This window comes from Microbacterium sp. CCNWLW41 (assembly GCF_037083505.1).
The window spans coordinates 1-18,772 of record NZ_JBAOJP010000019.1 but is presented as its reverse complement, the minus strand read 5'-3'; the positions used below and the strand labels follow the sequence as shown (position 1 = coordinate 18,772).

Below are 18,772 nucleotides of genomic sequence, written 5' to 3'. Positions count from 1 at the left end.
AGGCTGGATCCGTGCACGGAGAATACAAGGTCCCTGGCGGGAAGCTCGTCGTCGTCGACTTCGAGGTCGAGGACGACACCATCGTCGATTTCCGGCTCGCGGGGGACTTCTTCCTGGAGCCGGACACCGCGCTCGACGCGATCAACGCCGCGGTGACCGGCCTGCCGACGCAGACCGACGCCTCCGGGATCGCCGCGGCCGTGCGCGCGGCGCTCCCCGCGGGGGCTCAGCTGCTGGGCTTCACGCCCGACGCGGTGGGCACCGCGGTGCGTCGTGCCCTGGTGACCGCGCCGGGCTGGCGCGACTTCGACTGGGAGATCGTGCACGACGACGCCGTCTCGCCACGGATGAACCTCGCGCTCGACGAGGTGCTCACCACGCGCGTGGGGGCGGGGCTGCGGCGTCCGACGCTGCGGATCTGGGAGTGGGACGAGTCCGCGGTGGTGATCGGATCCTTCCAGTCGTTGCGCAACGAAGTGGATCCCGAAGGCGCGACGCGGCATGGTTTCGACGTCGTGCGGCGCATCTCCGGCGGCGGGGCGATGCTGATGGCGGCGGGCCAGATCATCACGTACTCGCTCTACGTGCCCGCTTCGCTCGTGCAGGGGATGACGTTCGCTGACTCCTACGCGTTCCTCGACGACTGGGTGCTCCAGGCGCTGCGGTCGCTCGGGATCGACGCGACCTACCAGCCCCTCAACGACATCGCCGGACCCAGCGGAAAGATCGGGGGTGCGGCGCAGAAGCGCCTCGCCAACGGCGGCGTGCTGCACCACGCCACGCTCTCGTACGACATCGACGGACAGGTCATGACCGAGGTGCTGCGGATCGGGCGCGAGAAGCTCAGCGACAAGGGGACCGCCTCGGCCGCCAAGCGGGTCGACCCGCTGCGCACGCAGACCGGACGGACGCGTGCGGAGGTCATCCAGCGCTTCGTCGACACGTTCCGCTCGCTCACCTCGGCGGAGGACGGCACGATCTCCGCGGACGAGTACGCGGAGGCGGAGGCGCTCGTCGCGTCGAAGTTCGCCACCGACGCCTGGCTGAACCGAGTTCCGTGACGAGCGTCCGGACGGATCCCGAGGCGGAGCCGGCGCCGCCGCGCCTCGGCGCCGTGGAGATCGTCGAGGGCGACAGCCTGGAGGTCGCGGCCGGCCTGCCCTCGGGGGCGTTCACGCTGGCGTATCTGGATCCGCCGTTCAACACGGGTCGCGCGCAGGAGCGGCACCTGGTGACGGCGCGCCGCGCCGACGTCCCGCCCGGGGGCGCCGGCGCCGGGGAGCCGGGCACGGGCGGCGGGAGAGGGACCGCCCCGGCGGTCACCGGCGCGGGGCCCGCAGGGCCGGACAGGTTCCGCGATGCCGGACCGGAGACGGAGGCTCGGACGGGCGGGACGGCGCGCGAGGTCAACCACGGCTTCCACGGGCACCGGTACGAGCGGGTGCGCGAGCTGCTGCACACCTACGACGACCGCTTCGACGACTACGGCGACTTCCTCATGCCCCGGCTGGAGGAGGCGTGGCGGCTCCTGGCCGACGACGGCACGCTGTACCTCCACCTCGACTACCGTGAGGCGCACTACGCCAAGGTGATGCTGGACGCGGTGTTCGGGCGGGACCGGTTCCTCAACGAGATCATCTGGGCCTACGACTACGGCGCCAAGCCCCGCACGCGCTGGCCCACCAAGCACGACACGATCCTCGTCTATGCGAAGAACCCGGGCGCGCACGTGTTCAACGCGGACGACGTGGAGCGCGAGCCGTACATGGCCCCCGGCCTCGTGAGTGCGGAGAAGGCCGAACGCGGGAAGCTCCCCACGGACGTCTGGTGGCACACGATCGTGCCGACGACGGGCCGGGAGAAGACGGGGTATCCGACGCAGAAGCCGGAGGGGATCCTGCGTCGGATCGTGCAGGCGTCGAGCCGCCCCGGCGACCGGGTCCTGGACCTCTTCGCCGGCAGCGGGACGACCGGCGCCGTCGCCTCGGCCCTCGGGCGCGACGCGGTGCTCGTCGACACCAACCCGGAGGCGATCCGCGTGATGACCCGCCGCATCCCGCACGCGACGGTCCGCGGGGGCTGACTCGGGGCGCCCCTTGCGCCGTTCGACGGTTCAGCGGGGGCCGACCGGCTCGTCCCCGGGGGTCGTGATCGGCTCCGGATCGCGCAGGTACGGGCGCAAGGACTCGAAGAAGAGGGCGAGGGTCCCGGAGCGATCGACCTTCCCCGCGTCCTCGTACAGCATCTGCAGGCGCATGCCCTCGGCCAGGGCGATGGCCCATCGCGCGACGGTCTCCGCGGTCACACCGGACGGCATCGCGTCGAAGTCGAACGTCTCCTCGATGCTCCGGGTGAAGTCGGCCAGGCGCACCCGGTGCTGCTCGACGAAGTAGTCGTGCGCGGGATGGGCCTCGGCGAGGGCCTCGGCGGAGATCATCGCGTTCAGCTGGACGAGCACCGGATCGGCCGCGTGGTCCCAGAGCGTGCGCAGATACTCGTTGAGGTATGCGACGCCGGTGAGGTTCCGATCGCGCAACTGGCGCACGGCCTCCGCGTCGCGGGAGTTGAGCACCGCCAGCAGCAGCTCCGGCTTGGACGGGAAGTGGTGCAGGAGTCCGGCTTGAGAGATCCCCGCGCGGGCGGCGATGTCGGCGATCGACGCGGAGTGGTAGCCGCCTTCGGAGAAGATCGTGCGCGCGACGTCGAGGATCCGTTGCCGACGGGCCTCCCCCTTGGGGCTGCGGCGCTTGCGCGGCGCGGCGGACTCCGCTGCGGCCTCCATGTCATGTCCTTTCGCCGGGTGGTCCCGGTGTGGGTGCCTTCACACACTAGCGATCGGTGCGCGAGGGGACGGGATCGGCGGGCCCGCGATGGGGCGGCGGGATCTGATCCTTGCTAAACCGACCATGTGCACGGTAATTTTAGCGCGAAGGCCGAGCACCCTCTCGCCTTCGCCACAGCGGCAGTGTCGACAAGGAGGTCTTCATGCGATGGTCAGGTAGGAAGCGGGCGGGCGGAGTCGCCCTCGCCCTGAGCGCCGTGCTGGTGCTCGCCGGATGCGGTGGGGGAGCGGCCGCGAGCGGCGATGACGCCGGCGGCGCGCAGACGCTCACTGTCGCTGCCCGTCAGGACGTGTCGTCGTTCGACACCGGCCAGCTCGACACCGGGTTCCAGGTGCAGTACTGGCAGCCGGTCTACGACACCCTGCTCCGCTACACCCCGACCGGTGAGATCGAGCCGAACATGGCCGAGGAGTTCTCCTACAACGACGACAACACGGTGCTCACGCTGTCCCTGCGCGAAGGCATCACCTTCAGCGACGGGACGCCGTTCGACGCGGCCGCCGTGAAGGCGAACATCGAGCACCTCCAGGCCGGCACCGGCGTCGCCGTGTACATGGTGGGGCTCGTCGAGGAGGTCGTGGTCGTCGACGACCTGACCGTGGAGATCCGCCTCAGCGCGCCGGATCCGGCCTTCACCTACTACCTGTGCCTGGTGGCCGGTGCCATGGCGTCGCCGGCCGCGTTCGGAACCGACTCGTTCGCCACCGTCCCTGTCGGATCCGGACCCTACCTCCTGGACGCGGACACCACGATCCGCGGCAGTCAATACAGCTATGTGCGAAACCCGGACTACTGGAACCCGGACGCCTACCCGTACGACAAGGTCGTCGTGAAGCCGATGGAAGACGTGACCGCCCGCCTGAACGCGCTGAAGTCCGGCCAGGTGAACACCGCGGACGTCGATGCGAGCGTGCGCACCGAGGCCGAGGCGGCCGGGCTGACGATCAACGAGGCGCAGGTCACCTGGCTGGGACTGATCGTGTTCGATCGTGCGGGACAGCAGGTTCCCGCGCTGGGGGATGTGCGCGTGCGCCAGGCCCTCAACCACGCCGTCGACGGCGACGCCATCGTGAAGAACATCTTCGGCGGCAGCGGCGCGGCGTCGCAGCAGATCTTCAACCCCGACAGCCCGGCATACGTCGGAGCGCTCGACGACGCCTACGCGTACGACCCGGAGAAGGCGAAGAAGCTGCTGGCCGAGGCCGGCTATCCCGACGGCTTCGAGATCACGATGCCCGAGGTCAAAGGCGATCTCACCCAGCCGTACGTCACCCAGCAGCTCGCGGACGTCGGGATCACCGTCACCTGGGACAAGGTGTCGTCCGAGAACCTCGTCGGGGACCTGCTCGGCGGGAAGTACGCCATCGCCTCCTTCGGCTCCAGCTCCGGTCACCCGTGGCGCGACATCTTCAAGATGATCTCGCCGGACGGCGCGTGGAACCCGATGCACACCACCACCCCGGAGCTGGAGGCGCTGCTCACCGAGATCCAGGCGACCACGGGAGACGCGCAGACCGCGGCCTACCAGGCGGTGAACGAGTACGTCACCGAGAACGCGTGGTTCGGGGTGTGGGTGTTCACCTCCGTCATCCAGCTCACGGACGCCCAGACGTCGACGCAGATGCAGCTCGGCAGCAACGTCCCCTACCTCGCGAGCTACGCGCCCGCGAGCTGAACGGTCGCGGGGTCCGGCCGGCGCACGGCCGGGCCCCGCCCGGAAGGGATCCGAACATGCTGACATTCCTCCTGAGACGCCTGCTCGCCGGCGTGGTCCTCGTCGTGGCGATCTCCTTCGTCGCGTTCGCGCTCATGTACGCCGGCGGCGCCGACATCGCCCGGAGCATCCTCGGCCCGGAGGCGACCCAGGCGCAGGTGCAGGCCAAGGCCGCCGAGCTGGGCATCGACCGCCCGCTGCTCGTGCAGTACGGGTCGTGGTTCGGCCAGATGGTCAGGGGCGACCTCGGACGCTCGTGGTTCACGGCGGAGTCCGTCTCCGACGCGGTCGTCTCGCGGCTCGGGGTCACCCTGTCGATCGTCGTCGTCTCGCTTCTCGCGGTCGCCGTGATCAGCGTGGTCCTCGGCGTGATCGCCGCGATCCGGCGGGGGTGGGTCGACCGCGTCGTCCAGGTCGTCTCCGTGGTCGGCGTGGCGCTGCCGAACTTCTGGGTCGCGCTCGTCCTCGTCGTCGCCCTCGCGATCAGCGTGCCGCTGTTTCCCGCGACCGGGTTCGTCCAGCCGCGCGAATCGGTCTCCGGCTGGCTGCTGTCGATCACCCTCCCGGTGATCGCGATCACGATCGGCGGCGTGGCCGGCGCGGCGCAGCAGATCCGCGGATCCGTCCTCGACGTCTCCCGCCAGGACTTCGTGCGCACCCTGCGCTCGCGCGGCCTTCCCGAGCGGCGGGTGATCACGGGTCACATCCTGCGCAACAGCCTGGGCCCGGCGATGACCGTGCTCAGCCTCCAGTTCATCGCGATGATCGGCGGCTCCGTCGTCATCGAGAAGGTCTTCGCTATCCCCGGCCTCGGCATGCTGGCGCTGAACGCCACGCTGCGGGGCGACATCCCGATCGTCATGGCCGTGGTGATGACGATGGCCGTCGTCGTCGTGGTCGTGAATCTGCTCATCGACCTGGTCAACGGCTGGGCGAGCCCGAAGGTGCGTGTGCAATGACGACCCCGACCACCCAGTCCGTCACGACAGCGCGGCGCCGCCGCGAGCGTCCGAGCGCTTTCCGGGCCGTCCTGCGCAACCCGCTCGGCGCCGCCTCGCTCGTCACGATCGCCCTCATCGTGCTGCTGAGCGCGATCGCCCGGCTCATCGCCCCCTACGACCCGGCCTTCGTCGACATCACTGCGGCGAACGTCCCCCCGGGCACGGCTGGTCATCTGCTCGGCGCCGACGCCTCCGGGCGCGATGTGCTCAGCCGGCTGCTCGTCGCCGGTCAGCTCACCCTCGCGGGCGCCGCCGTGACCGTGGTGATCTCGGTCCTCCTGGGCGTGACCGTGGGGCTCCTCGCCGGGTACGTCGGCCGCACGTTCGACACCGTCGCGAGCTGGATCGCCGATCTCGTCCTGGTCCTGCCGAGCAAGATCGTTCTCGTCGCGCTGTTCGCCGTCATCGGCCCGAACACGCTGGTCACGATGGCGGTGCTCGGCGTGATGGTGGCGCCGCAGTTCTACCGTCTGGTGCGCAACCTCGTGATGGGTGTGAAGAACGAGCTCTATGTGGACGCGGCGCGCGTGTCCGGGCTCTCGGACGCGGCGATCATCGCTCGTCACGTGCTCTCGGCAGTGCGCGCCCCGATCATCATCCAGGCGGCCTTCGTGGCGGGCATCGCCGTGGTGATCCAGGCGGGCCTGGAGTTCATCGGCCTGGGCGATCCGAACACCCCCACCTGGGGCGGCATGCTCCAGGATGCGTTCGCGGCCATGTACAAGGCGCCGGCCATGCTGATCTGGCCGGGGCTGGCGATCGGCCTGTTCGTCGCCGCCTGCGTCCTGCTCGGGAACGCCGTCCGGGACGCGCTGGAGGGGACCGACGCCGCCGCGCCGTCGGCGCCTGCGCCGACGGCGTCGACCACCGCGGTGCGCACGGTCGAGGCGCCGGTCGTGGCGGAGGACGCCTCGGAGGGAGCCCTGCTGCGCGTCGAGGACCTGTCCGTGGGCTACCCCGGTCGGGACGGCACGGTGAAGACGGTGGTGGAGTCGGTGTCGTTCTCGATCCGTCCCGGGGAAGTCCTCGGCGTGGTCGGCGAGTCCGGGTCGGGCAAGTCGCAGACTGCCTTCTCGATCCTCGGACTCCTGCCGCCGGGCGGAAGAGTCACCGGGGGCCGGATCCTGTTCGAGGACAGGGAGCTGGATCGGCGCACCGGCGCCGTGGGGCTGCGCGGCACCCGCATCGCCTACATCCCGCAGGAGCCCATGAGCAATCTGGATCCGGCGTACCGGATCGGCGCGCAGCTCGTCGAGCCGCTCGTGGTGGTCTCCCGTCTCGGCCGCGCGGCGGCCAAGGCCCGCGCGCTCGCGCTGCTGGAACGGGTCGGGATCGCCGACCCGCAGCGGGTGTTCGATTCCTATCCGCACGAGATCTCCGGCGGCATGGCCCAGCGCGTGCTCATCGCGGGCGCGATCGCGGGGGAGCCGGACCTCGTCATCGCCGACGAGCCGACGACCGCGCTCGACGTCACGGTCCAGGCGGAGATCCTCGACATCCTCCGCGACCTTCAGCGGGAGCGCGGGATGGCGATGATGCTCGTGACCCACAACTTCGGCGTCGTGGCGGACCTCTGCGACCGCGTCGTGGTGATGCAGACGGGCAGGGTCGTCGAGGCCGGGCCCGTGGCGACTCTCTTCGACGCCCCGCGGCATCCCTACACCCGGATGCTCCTCGGCTCGATCCTCGACGGCGGCCCGGCCCGCCCGGACTACTCGGACGGGGACGTCCCCGCCGGAGCGGACGCCGCCTCGTCCGCCGCCGCACAGAAGGAGGCCGTGCTGTGACCGCTCCGCTGCTGGAGGTCCGCGACCTCCGCGTCGCCTATCCCCGCAAGGGATTCCGTCGTCCGCCCGTCGAGATCCTGCACGGCGTCTCGCTGGACATCCGTCCGGGAGAGACGGTCGGCCTGGTCGGCGAGTCCGGTTCGGGCAAGACGACGCTCGGGCGCGCGATCCTCGGTCTCGCCCCGGTGACCGGCGGCGTGATCCGCTTCGACGGCGCGGACATCACCCGTGCGCCCCGCGCTCAGCGTCGCCGCCTCGCACGCGACATCCAGGTCGTGTTCCAGGATCCGTACGGGTCGCTGAACCCGGCTCTTCGGATCGAGGACATCCTCGCCGAGCCGCTGCAGGTCCAGGGCGTGCGTCGTGACGCCGCGCGCGAGCGCGTGGCCGAGCTGCTGCGCCAGGTCGGACTGCCGGACGACGCGGGCGCCCGGCTCCCGCGGGAGTTCTCCGGCGGGCAGCGTCAGCGCATCGCCATCGCCCGGGCCCTGGCCCTGGCGCCGCGGCTCATCGTGTGCGACGAGCCGGTCTCCGCCCTGGACCTGTCCACGCAGGCCCGGGTCCTCGACCTGTTCATCGAGATCCAGGAGCGCACTGGCGTGGCCCTGCTCTTCGTGTCGCACGACCTCGCTGTCGTCCGCCACGTCAGTCACCGGGTGGCCGTCATGTACCGCGGCGACATCGTCGAGTTCGGCCGCGGTGAGGTCGTGACCTCGGATCCCGACCACGCGTACACGCGTCGTCTGCTCATGGCCGCGCCCGTGCCGCACCCCGCCGCGCAGCAGGAACGCCGCGCGGAGCGACGCCGCCTGCTCGAGGCGGAGGCGCAGGCGCGCATCGAGGCGGCCTGAGCGCGCGGACGAGGACCGGACACCATGGATCTGAGCATGCAGACGCTCGAGCTCGCCCTGCGGGTAGCCGCCGCCATCCTGCTGGGGGCGGCGATCGGGCTCGAACGCCAGTGGCGGTCGCGGATGGCGGGCATCCGCACGAACGCGCTCGTCTCAGGCGGTTCGGCGCTGTTCGTCGTGCTCGGCGCCTACGGCTTCGACGGGGTGACCGCGGACCCGACCCGGGTCGCCGCCCAGGTCGTGTCCGGGATCGGCTTCCTCGGCGCCGGCGTGATCCTCCGTGAGGGCCTCAACATCCGCGGTCTCAACACCGCCGCGACCCTGTGGTGCGCCGCGGCGATCGGATCCCTGGCGGGGGCGGGCCTGCTCGTCCTCGCCCTGGTCGGCGCCGCATCCGTCGTCGGGGCGAACACCCTGATGCGCCCGGTGAGCCGGCTCGTGAATCGTCGCCGCCGACCGGCCGAGGACGGGCCCGCGGAGGACGACGACGGCCCGGTCCGCCCCGTCGAGTACGTCCTCGAGGCCAAGACCACCGACAAGAGCGAGCACCGCGTGCGTGCCCTCGTCCTCCAGGCCGTGAGTCGTCCCGAGCTGACGCTGCGCTCTCTGCGCTCCTCCAACGCCAAGAACTCGCGGGTCGTCGTCCACGCCGACCTGCTCGCCCGCGCGGACGCCGACGCCGCGCTGCTCGAACGCGCCGTCCAGCGCCTCAGCCTCGACCCGAAGGTGATGTCGGTGCGCTGGTGGGCCGAGGACGACGCGGACGACTGACCCCACCACCCCCACGACCGCCCGGCGATCCCGGGCGGGAGACGGATCAAGGAGAAGAACGATGAAAGCCATCATGGTCATGTACGACACCCTCAACCGCAAGCTGTTGCCGCCGTACGGCGCGGACGAGGTCGTCGCCCCGAACTTCTCCCGCCTCATGGAGCGCACCGCGACGTTCGACAACTGCTACGCCGGATCGATGCCCTGCGTCCCCGCTCGGCGCGAGCTGCACACCGGGCGGTACAACTTCCTGCACCGCTCGTGGGGACCGCTGGAGCCGTTCGACGACTCCGTCCCCGAGATGCTCCGCGACGCCGGCGTCCATACGCACCTCGTGACCGACAACCGTCATTACTGGGGAGACGGCGGGGCGACCTACCACGGGCGGTTCTCGACCTTCGAGTTCTTCCGCGGACAGGAGGGCGACGCCTGGAAGGGACAGGTCGCCGATCCCGAGATCCCCGACACCGTGGTCCGCCGCAGCGACCGGGTCTGGCGGCAGGACTGGATCAACCGCGCCCATCTGCAGGACGAGGCCGATCACCCCCAGACCCTCACCTTCGACGCCGGGATCGAGTTCCTGCGCACCAACGCCCAGGAGGACGACTGGTTCCTGCAGATCGAGGCGTTCGATCCCCATGAGCCGTTCTTCAGTTACGAGCAGTACCGGCGGCTCTACGACACCGGCTACGAGGGGCCGAGCTTCGATTGGCCGGCCTACCGCCGCGTGATCGAGGACGACGCCGAGGTGGAGCAGCTGCGCAACGAGTACATGGCGCTCGTGACGATGTGCGACGCGTCTCTCGGCCGGGTGCTCGACGTCATGGACGAGCAGGGCCTGTGGGACGACACCATGCTCATCGTCTGCACGGACCACGGGCTGCTGCTCGGCGAGCACAACTGGTGGGGCAAGAACGTCCAGCCCTGGTACGACGAGAACATCCACATCCCCCTGTTCGTGTGGGACCCGCGCACCGGCGTCGCCGGGGAGCGGCGCGCCGCCCTCGTGCAGACGATCGATCTCGCCCCGACGCTGCTGGACTTCTTCGGGCTCGCCGCGACGCCGGACATGCAGGGCCGCGCGCTCGCCGGCACCGTCGCCCATGACGAGCCGGTGAGGCACGCCGGCCTGTTCGGCAACGCGGGCGGGCATGTCAACGTGACCGACGGGCGGTACGTGTACATGCGTGCGTGCGCGGACCCCTCGAACGCACCGCTCTACGACTACACGCTCATGACGACCCACATGGGCGGACGCTTCGCCCCGTCCGAGCTGCACGGGGCCGAGCTGCACCCCGGATTCTCCTTCACCAAGGGCGCGCCCGTGCTGAAGGTCCCCGGTTTCGCGTTCGGCAGCCCGTGGGCGTACGGCACCCTGCTGTTCGACCTGGAGACCGACCCGACCCAGGACCGGCCCCTGCGGGACGACGAGCTGGAGCTGCGGATGGCGACGCTGCTCGTGGAGCAGATGCGGGCGAGCGATGCGCCCCCGGAGCAGTACGAACGGCTGGGCCTTCCCGCCGAGGGCCCGGTGACGAGCGCGCACCTGCTCATCGGGGCGCAATGGGAGCAGGTGCAGCGCGGGCTCACCGCCGCGCCCACGGCCGAGGATCTCGGCGAGGGGTCGGTGGTGGCCACCGCGACGATCCGTGAGCTGTTCGAGGACGACGCGGTCCGTGCCGTCGTGCTGGACGCCCTGCCGTTCCTCGACAATCCGCACATGTCGCGCATGGCGGGAGCGATGACCCTGCTGGAGGTCGCCGCGATGAAGGTGGAGATCGACGCCCCCGCGCTGCGGGAGCTCGATGCGCGGCTCCGGGCGAGCCGGGTGCCGATCGGCTGATCCCGGCGGCGCGGGGGCGCGCGGGGCCGGTGCCCCGTCGGGCGGGGTCAGCGGCGGAGCGGCGGCGGTCCGGGTCAGTGCCGGAGCGAGGTCGGCGGGGTCAGCGGCGGAGGGCGGCGAAGGCGTCGGTGAGGGCCGCACGCACGGCGGCGAGGGAAGCGGATCGGCGCGCGGAGGTGCGCACGGCCGTGAAGAGCTCGCGCACGGGCGTGCCGGGGAGGTCGGCGAGGGTCACGTCCGCACGCTCCTCGCTCCAGACGAGATCGGGCAGGATCCCGACCGCGTGCCCCGCGGCGACGAGGCGGATGTGGGCGGTGAGGTCGGCGGCCTCGAAGCGGACGTCCGGCTCGAATCCGGCCGCCCGGCACTGCTGGACGGTCCACTGGCGCGCCGCCGATCCGGCCGGCTCCATCACCCACGCGCGGTCCGCGAGGTCGGCGAGGGCGCGGGGCGGCTCGTCCGGCGGCAGGACGAGCCGCAGGGGATCGTGGCCGAGCAGGACGTGCGCGGTGCCTGCCCGGCGCTCGCGCGTGTGCCCGGGGTACTGCTCGGCGATGACGAGGTCGAAGCGTCGCGCGGCGAGCTCGAAGAGTCCCTCTTCGGGCGGCGCCTCGGTCATCTCGACGCGCAGGGAGGGCTCCCGCTCCGCGAGGAGGCTGAGCGCGGCGGGGACGATCGACTCGGCAGCGGTGGGCATGGCGCTGATCCGCACGGTCTCGGCGAGACGGTCGGCGGAGGCGAGCGCCTCGCGGGCCGCCTCGTCGAGCTCCAGGGCGCGTGCGGCGTGCTCGGCGAGGAGCCGGCCTTGCGCGGTGAGGCGGATCCGCCGCCCGTCGGGTTCGAGGAGCGGGACGCCGGCCTCCTTCTCCAGCAGGGCCAGTTGCTGGGACACTGTGGAGGGGCTGAACGAGAGCGATGCGGCGACCCCGGCGACGGTCCCTCGCAACGCGAACTCGTGCAGCAGTCGCAGCCGTCGCAGTTCGAACATCCTGGCCCCTTCCTCGCCCCCGCGTCCCGACACTCCGCGTCCTCGCCCCGCCCGCCCCATCGAGTGGTCAGTTTCTGTGGGTTCGGGCGGCCGGAACCCACAAAACTGACCACTCGGAAGAGGCGGACCCGGGAGTGCGGATAATTCGAGAATACCGAAGGGTGTGCATCGGGAAAGATCGCTTTTCTCGGCGGATGAACAGGCACATGCTGGGATCATCCCCGCGCGTGCGTGTGCCCGCGCGCGCACGACCCGAGACCGAGGAACCGCCGTGACCCCCACCCCGTCCTCCGCGACCGCCACGGGCGTCGCCGACCTCTCCGCCCTCGCCGACGACGCCGTCGCGCTGGTGCGCCGCTGGCTCGTCGAGAGCCGCGAGGTCCCCGTCGACGCCGCCGCGCAGCGCCTCGCCGGCGTCCTGCGCGACGAGCACGGCCTCGACTTCACCGTCGGCTTCGTCGACGGCGTCGTCCGCCCCGAGGACACCGCCGTCGCCGCGCGGAAGCTCCGCGAGCTCGTCCCGCTCACCCCGGCGTTCCTTCCGGCTCCGCTCCGCGCCGCGATCGCCCTCGGCGGCGCTGTCGCCCCGATCCTGCCGGGGGTCGTCGTGCCGATCAGCCGCCGGGTCCTCCGCGGCATGGTGCGCCACCTCATCGTCGACGCGCGCGACGCGAAGCTCGGCGCCGCCATCCGGGCGATCCGGGAGAAGCAGGACGTGCGCCTGAACGTCAATCTCCTCGGCGAGGCCATCCTCGGCCAGGACGAGGCGGCCCGCCGCCTGGAGGGGACGCGGCGGCTCCTGCAGCGCGACGACGTCGACTACGTCTCGATCAAGGTCTCCTCGACCGTCGCTCCGCACAGCCCGTGGGCCTTCGACGAGGCCGTCGCCCACGCCGCCGACGCGCTCCTGCCGCTGTACCGGATCGCCACACGGGGCACGGCCGGCGGCAAGAAGTTCATCAACCTGGACATGGAGGAGTACAAGGATCTGGATCTCACGATCGCGGTCTTCACCTCGATCCTGGATCGGCCGGAGTTCCACGACCTCGAGGCCGGCATCGTGCTGCAGGCCTACCTCCCCGACGCACTCGGCGCGATGATCCGCCTGCAGGAGTGGGCCGCGGCCCGGGTCGCGGCCGGCGGGGCGCCGATCAAGGTCCGCGTCGTCAAGGGCGCGAACCTCCCCATGGAGACCGTCGACGCCGAGACGCACGGCTGGCCGCTGGCCACGTGGTCGACGAAGCAGGAGTCCGACTCCTCGTACAAGGCGGTGCTCGAGTACGCCCTGCGTCCGGAGCACGTCGGCAACGTCCGGATCGGCGTCGCCGGGCACAACCTCTTCGACATCGCCCTCGCGTGGCTCCTGGCCGAGAAGCGCGGCGTGACGGCCGGGATCGAGTTCGAGATGCTGCTCGGAATGGCCTCGGCGCAGGCGACGGTCGTCAAGCGCACCGTCGGCTCGCTCCTGCTCTACACCCCGGTCGTGCACCCGGACGAGTTCGACGTCGCGATCGCCTACCTCATCCGGCGTCTGGAGGAGGGGGCGAGCCCCGAGAACTTCATGTCCGCGGTGTTCGACCTCGACGCCGATCCGGCGCTGTTCGAGCGCGAGAGGGAGCGCTTCCTCGCGTCCGTGCGCACGGTGCCGACCGAGGTCCCCGGGCCCAACCGCGTCCAGGACCGCTCGGCCCCGGTCGAGGTCGGCGCGCCCGAGCGGGCACGCGGCTTCGAGAACACCCCCGACACCGACCCCTCGCTGGCGGCCAACCGGGCGTGGGGGGACGCGATCCGCTCCCGCATGGCCGACTCGACGCTCGGCGACGACACGGTCGCCGCGAACACGCTGTCCTCCGCGGACGAGGTCGACGCCGCGATCGCACGCGCCGTGGCCGCGGGCGAGGCCTGGCGCGCCCTGGGCGCCGATGGTCGGGCGGAGATCCTGCACCGCGCCGGCGACGTCCTCGAGGCGCACCGCGCGGACCTCCTCGAGGTCATGGGATCCGAGGCGGGCAAGGTCCTCGAGCAGGGCGACCCCGAGGTCTCCGAGGCGATCGACTTCGCCCACTACTACGCCGAGAGCGCGCGGGCGCTCGCCGAGGTCGACGGCGCGACCATGCAGCCCGTCGGGCTCACGGTCGTGACCCCGCCGTGGAACTTCCCCGTCGCGATCCCCGCCGGGTCCGTGCTGTCGGCGCTCGCGACCGGATCCCCGGTCATCATCAAGCCGGCCCGTCAGGCCCGCCGCTCCGGTGCGGTCATGGTCGAGGCGCTCTGGGAGGCGGGCGTGCCCCGCGACGTGCTGCAGTACGTGCAGCTCGACGGGCGCGAGCTCGGCACGCAGCTCGTGAGCGATCCCGCCGTCGGCCGCGTCATCCTCACGGGCGGGTACGAGACGGCGGAGCTGTTCCGCGGCTTCCGGCCGGATCTGCCCCTGCTCGCGGAGACCAGCGGCAAGAACGCCCTCATCGTGACCCCGAGCGCCGATCTGGACCTTGCGGCCAAGGACGTGGCGTACTCCGCCTTCGGCCACGCTGGCCAGAAGTGCTCCGCGGCATCCCTCGTCGTGCTCGTCGGCTCGGCGGCGCGCTCCGAGCGCTTCCGTCGCCAGCTCGTGGACGCGGTCCGCTCGTATGCGGTCGGCCAGCCCAGTGACGGCAGCTCCCGGATCGGCCCGCTCATCGGCCCGGCCGAGGGCAAGCTCCTCAGTGCCCTCACCACCCTGAAGCCCGGCGAGTCCTGGCTCCTCGAGCCGCAGCGGCTCGACGACGAGGGACAGCTCTGGCGCCCCGGCATCCGTGACGGCGTCGTGCGCGGATCGGAGTTCCACAAGGTGGAGTACTTCGGACCGGTGCTCGGCATCATGACGGCGGAGACGCTGGACGAGGCGATCGAGATCGTCAACGACATCGACTACGGCCTCACCAGCGGCCTGCACTCGCTGGACGAGGACGAGATCCAGCAGTGGCTCTCCTCGATCCAGGCGGGCAACGTCTACGTGAACCGCGGCACGACCGGTGCGATCGTGCAGCGTCAGCCGTTCGGCGGGTGGAAGAAGGCTGCCGTCGGCGCCGGGTCCAAAGCGGGCGGGCCGAACTACCTCGTCGGGCTCGCGGACTGGGCGGACGCCCCCGCGCGGACCACCCGGGAGCTCGACGCGCTCGGCACGACCGCGGTCGGCGCCCTCGCGGCGGTCGAGGGCGGCGAGGCGGACGTCGCCTGGCTCCGCGCGGCGCTCGCGACCGACATCGACGCCTGGGCGGGCGAGTTCGGGATCGTCCGCGACGCCTCGGGTCTCGTCACGGAGCAGAACGCGTTCCGGTATCAGGCGGTGCCGGTGACGATCCGGTTCGAGGGCGGGCGTGTGGCCGAGCTCGTGCGCGTGGCGGCCGCGGGGCGCCGGGCCGGGGGTCGGGTCACGGTCAGCACGGCCGAGACGCTGCCCGCCTCCGTGCTCGCCTGGCTGGGGTCGCAGGACGTGACCGTGGCCGTCGAGGACGCCGCCGCATGGGCCGCGCACGCCGTGCGCCTCGCGGCCCGCGACGGGCGGGTCCGGCTCATCGGCGCCGGTGCGCGCGCGACCGCCGAGGCCGTCGGGGGATCCCCGAGCCTGGCGATCTATGCGAATCCGGTCGTCTCCGCCGGCCGCGTCGAGCTGCTGACGTTCCTGCGCGAGCAGGCGGTCTCGGTCACGGCGCACCGCTTCGGCACGCCGCACCGCTACGAGATCCCGACGCTCGCTCCCGTGCGCGACTGACGCCGACTCGCGGGCGGCCGCCGAGGCCGCCCGCGAGTTCAGGCATTCGCGCGAGCTCAGGCCGATCTGGAGCGATTGCGCCTGATCTGGCGTGTGTGCCTGATCTGGCGTGTGTGCCTGATCTGGCGTGTGTGTTGTGCGTGCGTGTGCCGTGCGCGTGTGCGGTGCTCGTGCGCGAGTTCAGGCGTTCGCGTGAGTTCAGGCGGATTTGAGGGTTGCGTGCCTGATCTCGCGCGTGTGCCTGATTCAGCGCGTGCCTGATGTGGCGTGCGCTGGCGCGGTGCTCGTGCGTGAGTTCAGGCGTTCGCGCGCGTTCAGGCGGATCAGAGGGTGGCGTGCCTGATCTCGCGCGTGTGCCTGATTCGGCGTGTGCCTGATCCGGCGCGTGTGCCTGATGCGGCGGGCCAGAGGACGCGGGCGTGACAAGGGGACGAGGACGCGGGGTCAGGCGAGGGGGAGGGCGTCGTCGTACGCCGTCGTCGAGACGAGGGGCTCGCCGGGAGGAGCGCCGAACACCCGTGCGGTGCCCGGCGCGCTGCGCCATGGTGCCCAGCCGGGATCCCCGGTGCGGACGAAGGCCACCGCGGCGCCGTGCATGTCCGTCGCCAGCTCCTGCGGAGGATGCTCCCCGGCGAGGCGGGCCACGTGCGGATCGTCGAGGCAGTCGAACCAGAAGGGCACGTCGAGGCAGTGGCACGACCACCCCTTGGTGGGGGAGACCCAGGCGAAGCGGTAGGCCCAGGTCGGCGCCGCGCCCCGCGCCTCCGCCGCACGGATGACGAGGGATCGGAACACGGAGTCCGTGACGAAGCGCCCGAGCACAGCGGCGGTCCCCTTCCGTCGCTGCGGACGGTTCGCGGCGAGCCAGGCGCGGCGCACCGGGCGGTCCCGGAGGAATCGTGCGAGAAGCCAGGCGGCGGGGATGAGGCGGAGCCTGCCTCGTACGTCGTCGAGCACCATGGTGAACTCGTCGTCGGTCGCGCCCAGCAGGAGCGGCTTGTCCGCGCCGACGCCCGCACGGAGGGCGTCCACGGTGGAGGTCGTGACGAGCTCTCCGTCGATCACCGGTCCCCACGGCAGGCCGTCGGTGAGGGTCGCCGTGACCGCGGCGATGCCGGTGCGCCCGAGGAGCGCGGCCTGCGGCTGGAGCTTCATGATCCGCCGCTCCGGCACGCTCCGGAAGCCGTCGAGATCGGGGTCGCATCCGGCGAGCTCGGCCAGCCGGTGCGAGCGCGCCTCCACGCGGTCGCGCGGGAGGTCCGCGAGGGCGGGGGAGATCGCGAGGGCGGCGTGGAACAAATGCTGGGCCTGCTCGAGGGCGAGGAGGCGGAGCACCGCCCCGCCCCCGGCCGACTGGCCGGCGATCGTGACGCGCGACGGGTCGCCGCCGAACGCGGCGATGTTCTCCCGCACCCACTCCAGCGCGGCGATCCAGTCGAGCACGCCGCGGTTCGCGGGCGCTCCGCCGACGATCCCGAAGCCGTCGAAGCCCAGGCGGTAGGAGATGGACACGGTCACGACGCCGTCGCGGGTGAAGGCGCGCCCGTCGTACCAGGGGCTGGCCGGGGAGCCGTCGGTGTACCCGCCCCCGTGGATCCACACCATGACCGGCAGCCCCGCCGCGTCCCCCTCCCCCTGCCGAGTGGTCAGTTTCTGCGGGTTGCGGCCGTCTGAACCCGCAGAAACTGACCACTCGGGGAGGTGGGGCGTGAAGACGTTGACGTTGAGGGTCGAGGCGCCGGGGATGCTGGGCTCCGGGATGAGCGTCTCGCCCTTGTCCCCGCGTTGCGCGGTCGGACCGTAGGCGGTCGCGTCGCGCACCTCGGTCCAGGGTTCCGGCGGGATGGGCGCGAGGAAGCGTCGTCGTCCGGTGGGCGGCGCGGCGAACGGGATCCCGAGGAACGCGGCGGAGCCGGTCGGAGTGCCGGGCGTACCGCGCCACATCCCTCGGACCGGGCCCGCGGAGGTCGTCACGACCGGGGCCGCCCCGGTGACGGCGGGGGTGTCCGAGTCGGTCATGGCGTCAGCGTACCGGGGACCGAGCAGGACTCCGGGCCGCCCGTCGCGGACGGACGCAGCAGCGACAGGAAGAGACGGATGTCCGCGGCCATGTCGATCGTCGGGTCGAGCATCCACGCGTTCTGCAGTCCGTCGGCGAGGGCGTGCGCCGTGCGGACCACCCACGCGGGATCGAGATCGGCGCGGATGTGCCCCGCGGCCTGCGCCTCGACCACGGCGGCCCGCGCGGTTCGCTCCAGCCGTTCCGTGCGCTCCGTGAAGAACGCGCGGGCGGGATGCTCGGGGTCGGCCGCGTCGGCGGCGAGCTGGGTGTAGAGCTGCACGAGCCCCGGCACCTCGGCGTTGTGCCGGACGACGTCGAGGAAGGCGTCCAGGAACGGCCGGCCGGCGTGCGGGATCGCGTCCTGCTCGTCGCGGGCGCGCAGGATCGCGAGGAACAGATCCTCCTTGGAGCCGAAGTAGTGCAGGAGCCCGGCGGGGCTCAGCCGCACGGCCTCGGCGATGTCACGGACGGAGGCGGCGCGGTAGCCGCGGGCGGCGACGAGGCCCAGCGCGGTCTGCAGGATCTCCTCGCGCTTGGCGACGCCCTTCGCGTATGCGCCTCGCGGGGTCATGGCTCCAGGGTACTGACGCGGGCGGCAAAACCGAATCATGTTCGACTTTCTTGCCCGGATCCCTTGTGCGGGAGGCGGCGGAATGGCACGCTGAGCACAAGAAACCAAACCGCGTTCGGTATTGCCTTATTGCCTTCGATCCGCTCGACGTGGAGCAGCCATGACCCTCACCCCGCCCGATCCCGCCTTCCGAGACCCGACCGAGAGGAACCCCATGGAGCGCACCGAGACTGCCCACCCCGAGGTTCGCACCGCCGCAGGGGCGGTGCGCGGGCGCTGGCGCCCGACGACGGGCGGGGCGGGGTATCCGCGGTCGGCCGCCTTCCTCGGCATCCCGTTCGCCGAGGCGCCGGTCGGGGAGCGTCGCTTCGCCGCGCCGGTCCCGAAGGCGCCGTGGGAGGGCGTGCTCGACGCCGCGGAGTTCGGAGCCACCGCGCAGCGCGGGGATCCGGGGGTGACCCTCATCCCGGAGCCGAGCGTGCCCGGCGACGCCACGCTCAACGTCAACGTCTTCACGCCCCACCTCCCCGAGTGGTGGGGGTGGGTGGGGGGGGGGGGGGGGGCCCCCCCCCCACCAAAACCCGCCA

General features: G+C 71.9%; 14 protein-coding genes. 10 read left to right on the top strand and 4 right to left on the bottom strand.

Translation table 11 applies throughout. The features are described 5' to 3' along the window. The first annotated feature begins 11 nt into the window (after positions 1–11). Positions 12–1,061, top strand: coding sequence for a lipoate--protein ligase family protein (locus V6R91_RS35760; protein WP_336399278.1), 1,050 nt, complete (start codon positions 12–14; stop codon positions 1,059–1,061). Beyond that, positions 1,058–2,083 carry a DNA-methyltransferase gene (locus V6R91_RS35755; RefSeq protein WP_336399277.1) on the top strand — a complete coding sequence of 342 codons (1,026 nt, stop codon included), beginning with the start codon at positions 1,058–1,060 and terminating at the stop codon, positions 2,081–2,083. The genes V6R91_RS35760 and V6R91_RS35755 overlap by 4 nt, the downstream gene beginning before the upstream one ends. Positions 2,084–2,113: 30 nt before the next feature. On the opposite strand, the gene V6R91_RS35750 is transcribed toward V6R91_RS35755, so the two are convergent. Further along, on the bottom strand, positions 2,114–2,782 hold the full coding sequence (locus V6R91_RS35750) for a TetR/AcrR family transcriptional regulator (protein WP_336399276.1): 669 nt from the start codon (positions 2,780–2,782) through the stop codon (positions 2,114–2,116). A gap of 203 nt (positions 2,783–2,985) precedes the next feature. On the opposite strand from V6R91_RS35750, the gene V6R91_RS35745 reads away from it, so the two are divergent. From V6R91_RS35745 to V6R91_RS35720, 6 genes are all read left to right on the top strand, one after another. Beyond that, positions 2,986–4,518 (top strand): ABC transporter substrate-binding protein, encoded by a 1,533-nt coding sequence (locus tag V6R91_RS35745; RefSeq protein WP_336399275.1) that lies wholly within the window; start codon positions 2,986–2,988, stop codon positions 4,516–4,518. Between the two features lie 56 nt (positions 4,519–4,574). Then, positions 4,575–5,516, top strand: a complete 942-nt coding sequence (locus V6R91_RS35740) for an ABC transporter permease (protein ID WP_271060179.1) — start codon at positions 4,575–4,577, stop codon at positions 5,514–5,516. After that, positions 5,513–7,345, top strand: coding sequence for a dipeptide/oligopeptide/nickel ABC transporter permease/ATP-binding protein (locus V6R91_RS35735; RefSeq protein ID WP_336399274.1), 1,833 nt, complete (start codon positions 5,513–5,515; stop codon positions 7,343–7,345). Before V6R91_RS35740 ends, V6R91_RS35735 begins: the two co-directional genes overlap by 4 nt. Continuing rightward, on the top strand, positions 7,342–8,196 hold the full coding sequence (locus V6R91_RS35730) for an ATP-binding cassette domain-containing protein (protein ID WP_336399273.1): 855 nt from the start codon (positions 7,342–7,344) through the stop codon (positions 8,194–8,196). The genes V6R91_RS35735 and V6R91_RS35730 overlap by 4 nt, the downstream gene beginning before the upstream one ends. Before the next feature lie 24 nt (positions 8,197–8,220). Beyond that, the gene (locus V6R91_RS35725; RefSeq protein WP_336399272.1) at positions 8,221–8,967 is read left to right on the top strand and encodes an MgtC/SapB family protein; all 747 of its coding nucleotides are present in this window, start codon (positions 8,221–8,223) and stop codon (positions 8,965–8,967) included. A gap of 61 nt (positions 8,968–9,028) precedes the next feature. Continuing rightward, on the top strand, positions 9,029–10,810 hold the full coding sequence (locus tag V6R91_RS35720) for a sulfatase (protein WP_336399271.1): 1,782 nt from the start codon (positions 9,029–9,031) through the stop codon (positions 10,808–10,810). A 100-nt stretch (positions 10,811–10,910) separates the two neighbouring features. Here the strand turns inward: V6R91_RS35720 and V6R91_RS35715 are convergent, their stop codons facing one another. Further along, entirely contained in the window at positions 10,911–11,798 is an 888-nt protein-coding gene (locus tag V6R91_RS35715; protein WP_336399270.1) for a LysR substrate-binding domain-containing protein, read from the bottom strand. Positions 11,799–12,069: 271 nt separating this feature from the next. Here V6R91_RS35715 and V6R91_RS35710 point away from each other — a divergent pair, with 271 nt between their 5' ends. Next, entirely contained in the window at positions 12,070–15,552 is a 3,483-nt protein-coding gene (locus V6R91_RS35710; RefSeq protein ID WP_336399269.1) for a bifunctional proline dehydrogenase/L-glutamate gamma-semialdehyde dehydrogenase, read from the top strand. Positions 15,553–15,996: 444 nt separating this feature from the next. On the opposite strand, the gene V6R91_RS35705 is transcribed toward V6R91_RS35710, so the two are convergent. Further along, positions 15,997–17,571: a carboxylesterase/lipase family protein gene (locus V6R91_RS35705; protein ID WP_336399268.1), complete on the bottom strand. Its 1,575-nt coding sequence runs from the start codon at positions 17,569–17,571 to the stop codon at positions 15,997–15,999. Next, entirely contained in the window at positions 17,568–18,185 is a 618-nt protein-coding gene (locus V6R91_RS35700) for a TetR/AcrR family transcriptional regulator (RefSeq protein WP_336399267.1), read from the bottom strand. The genes V6R91_RS35705 and V6R91_RS35700 overlap by 4 nt, the downstream gene beginning before the upstream one ends. Before the next feature lie 214 nt (positions 18,186–18,399). Here V6R91_RS35700 and V6R91_RS35695 point away from each other — a divergent pair. Beyond that, the coding region (locus V6R91_RS35695) for a carboxylesterase family protein (protein ID WP_336399266.1) at positions 18,400–18,772 on the top strand (373 nt) is incomplete at its 3' end.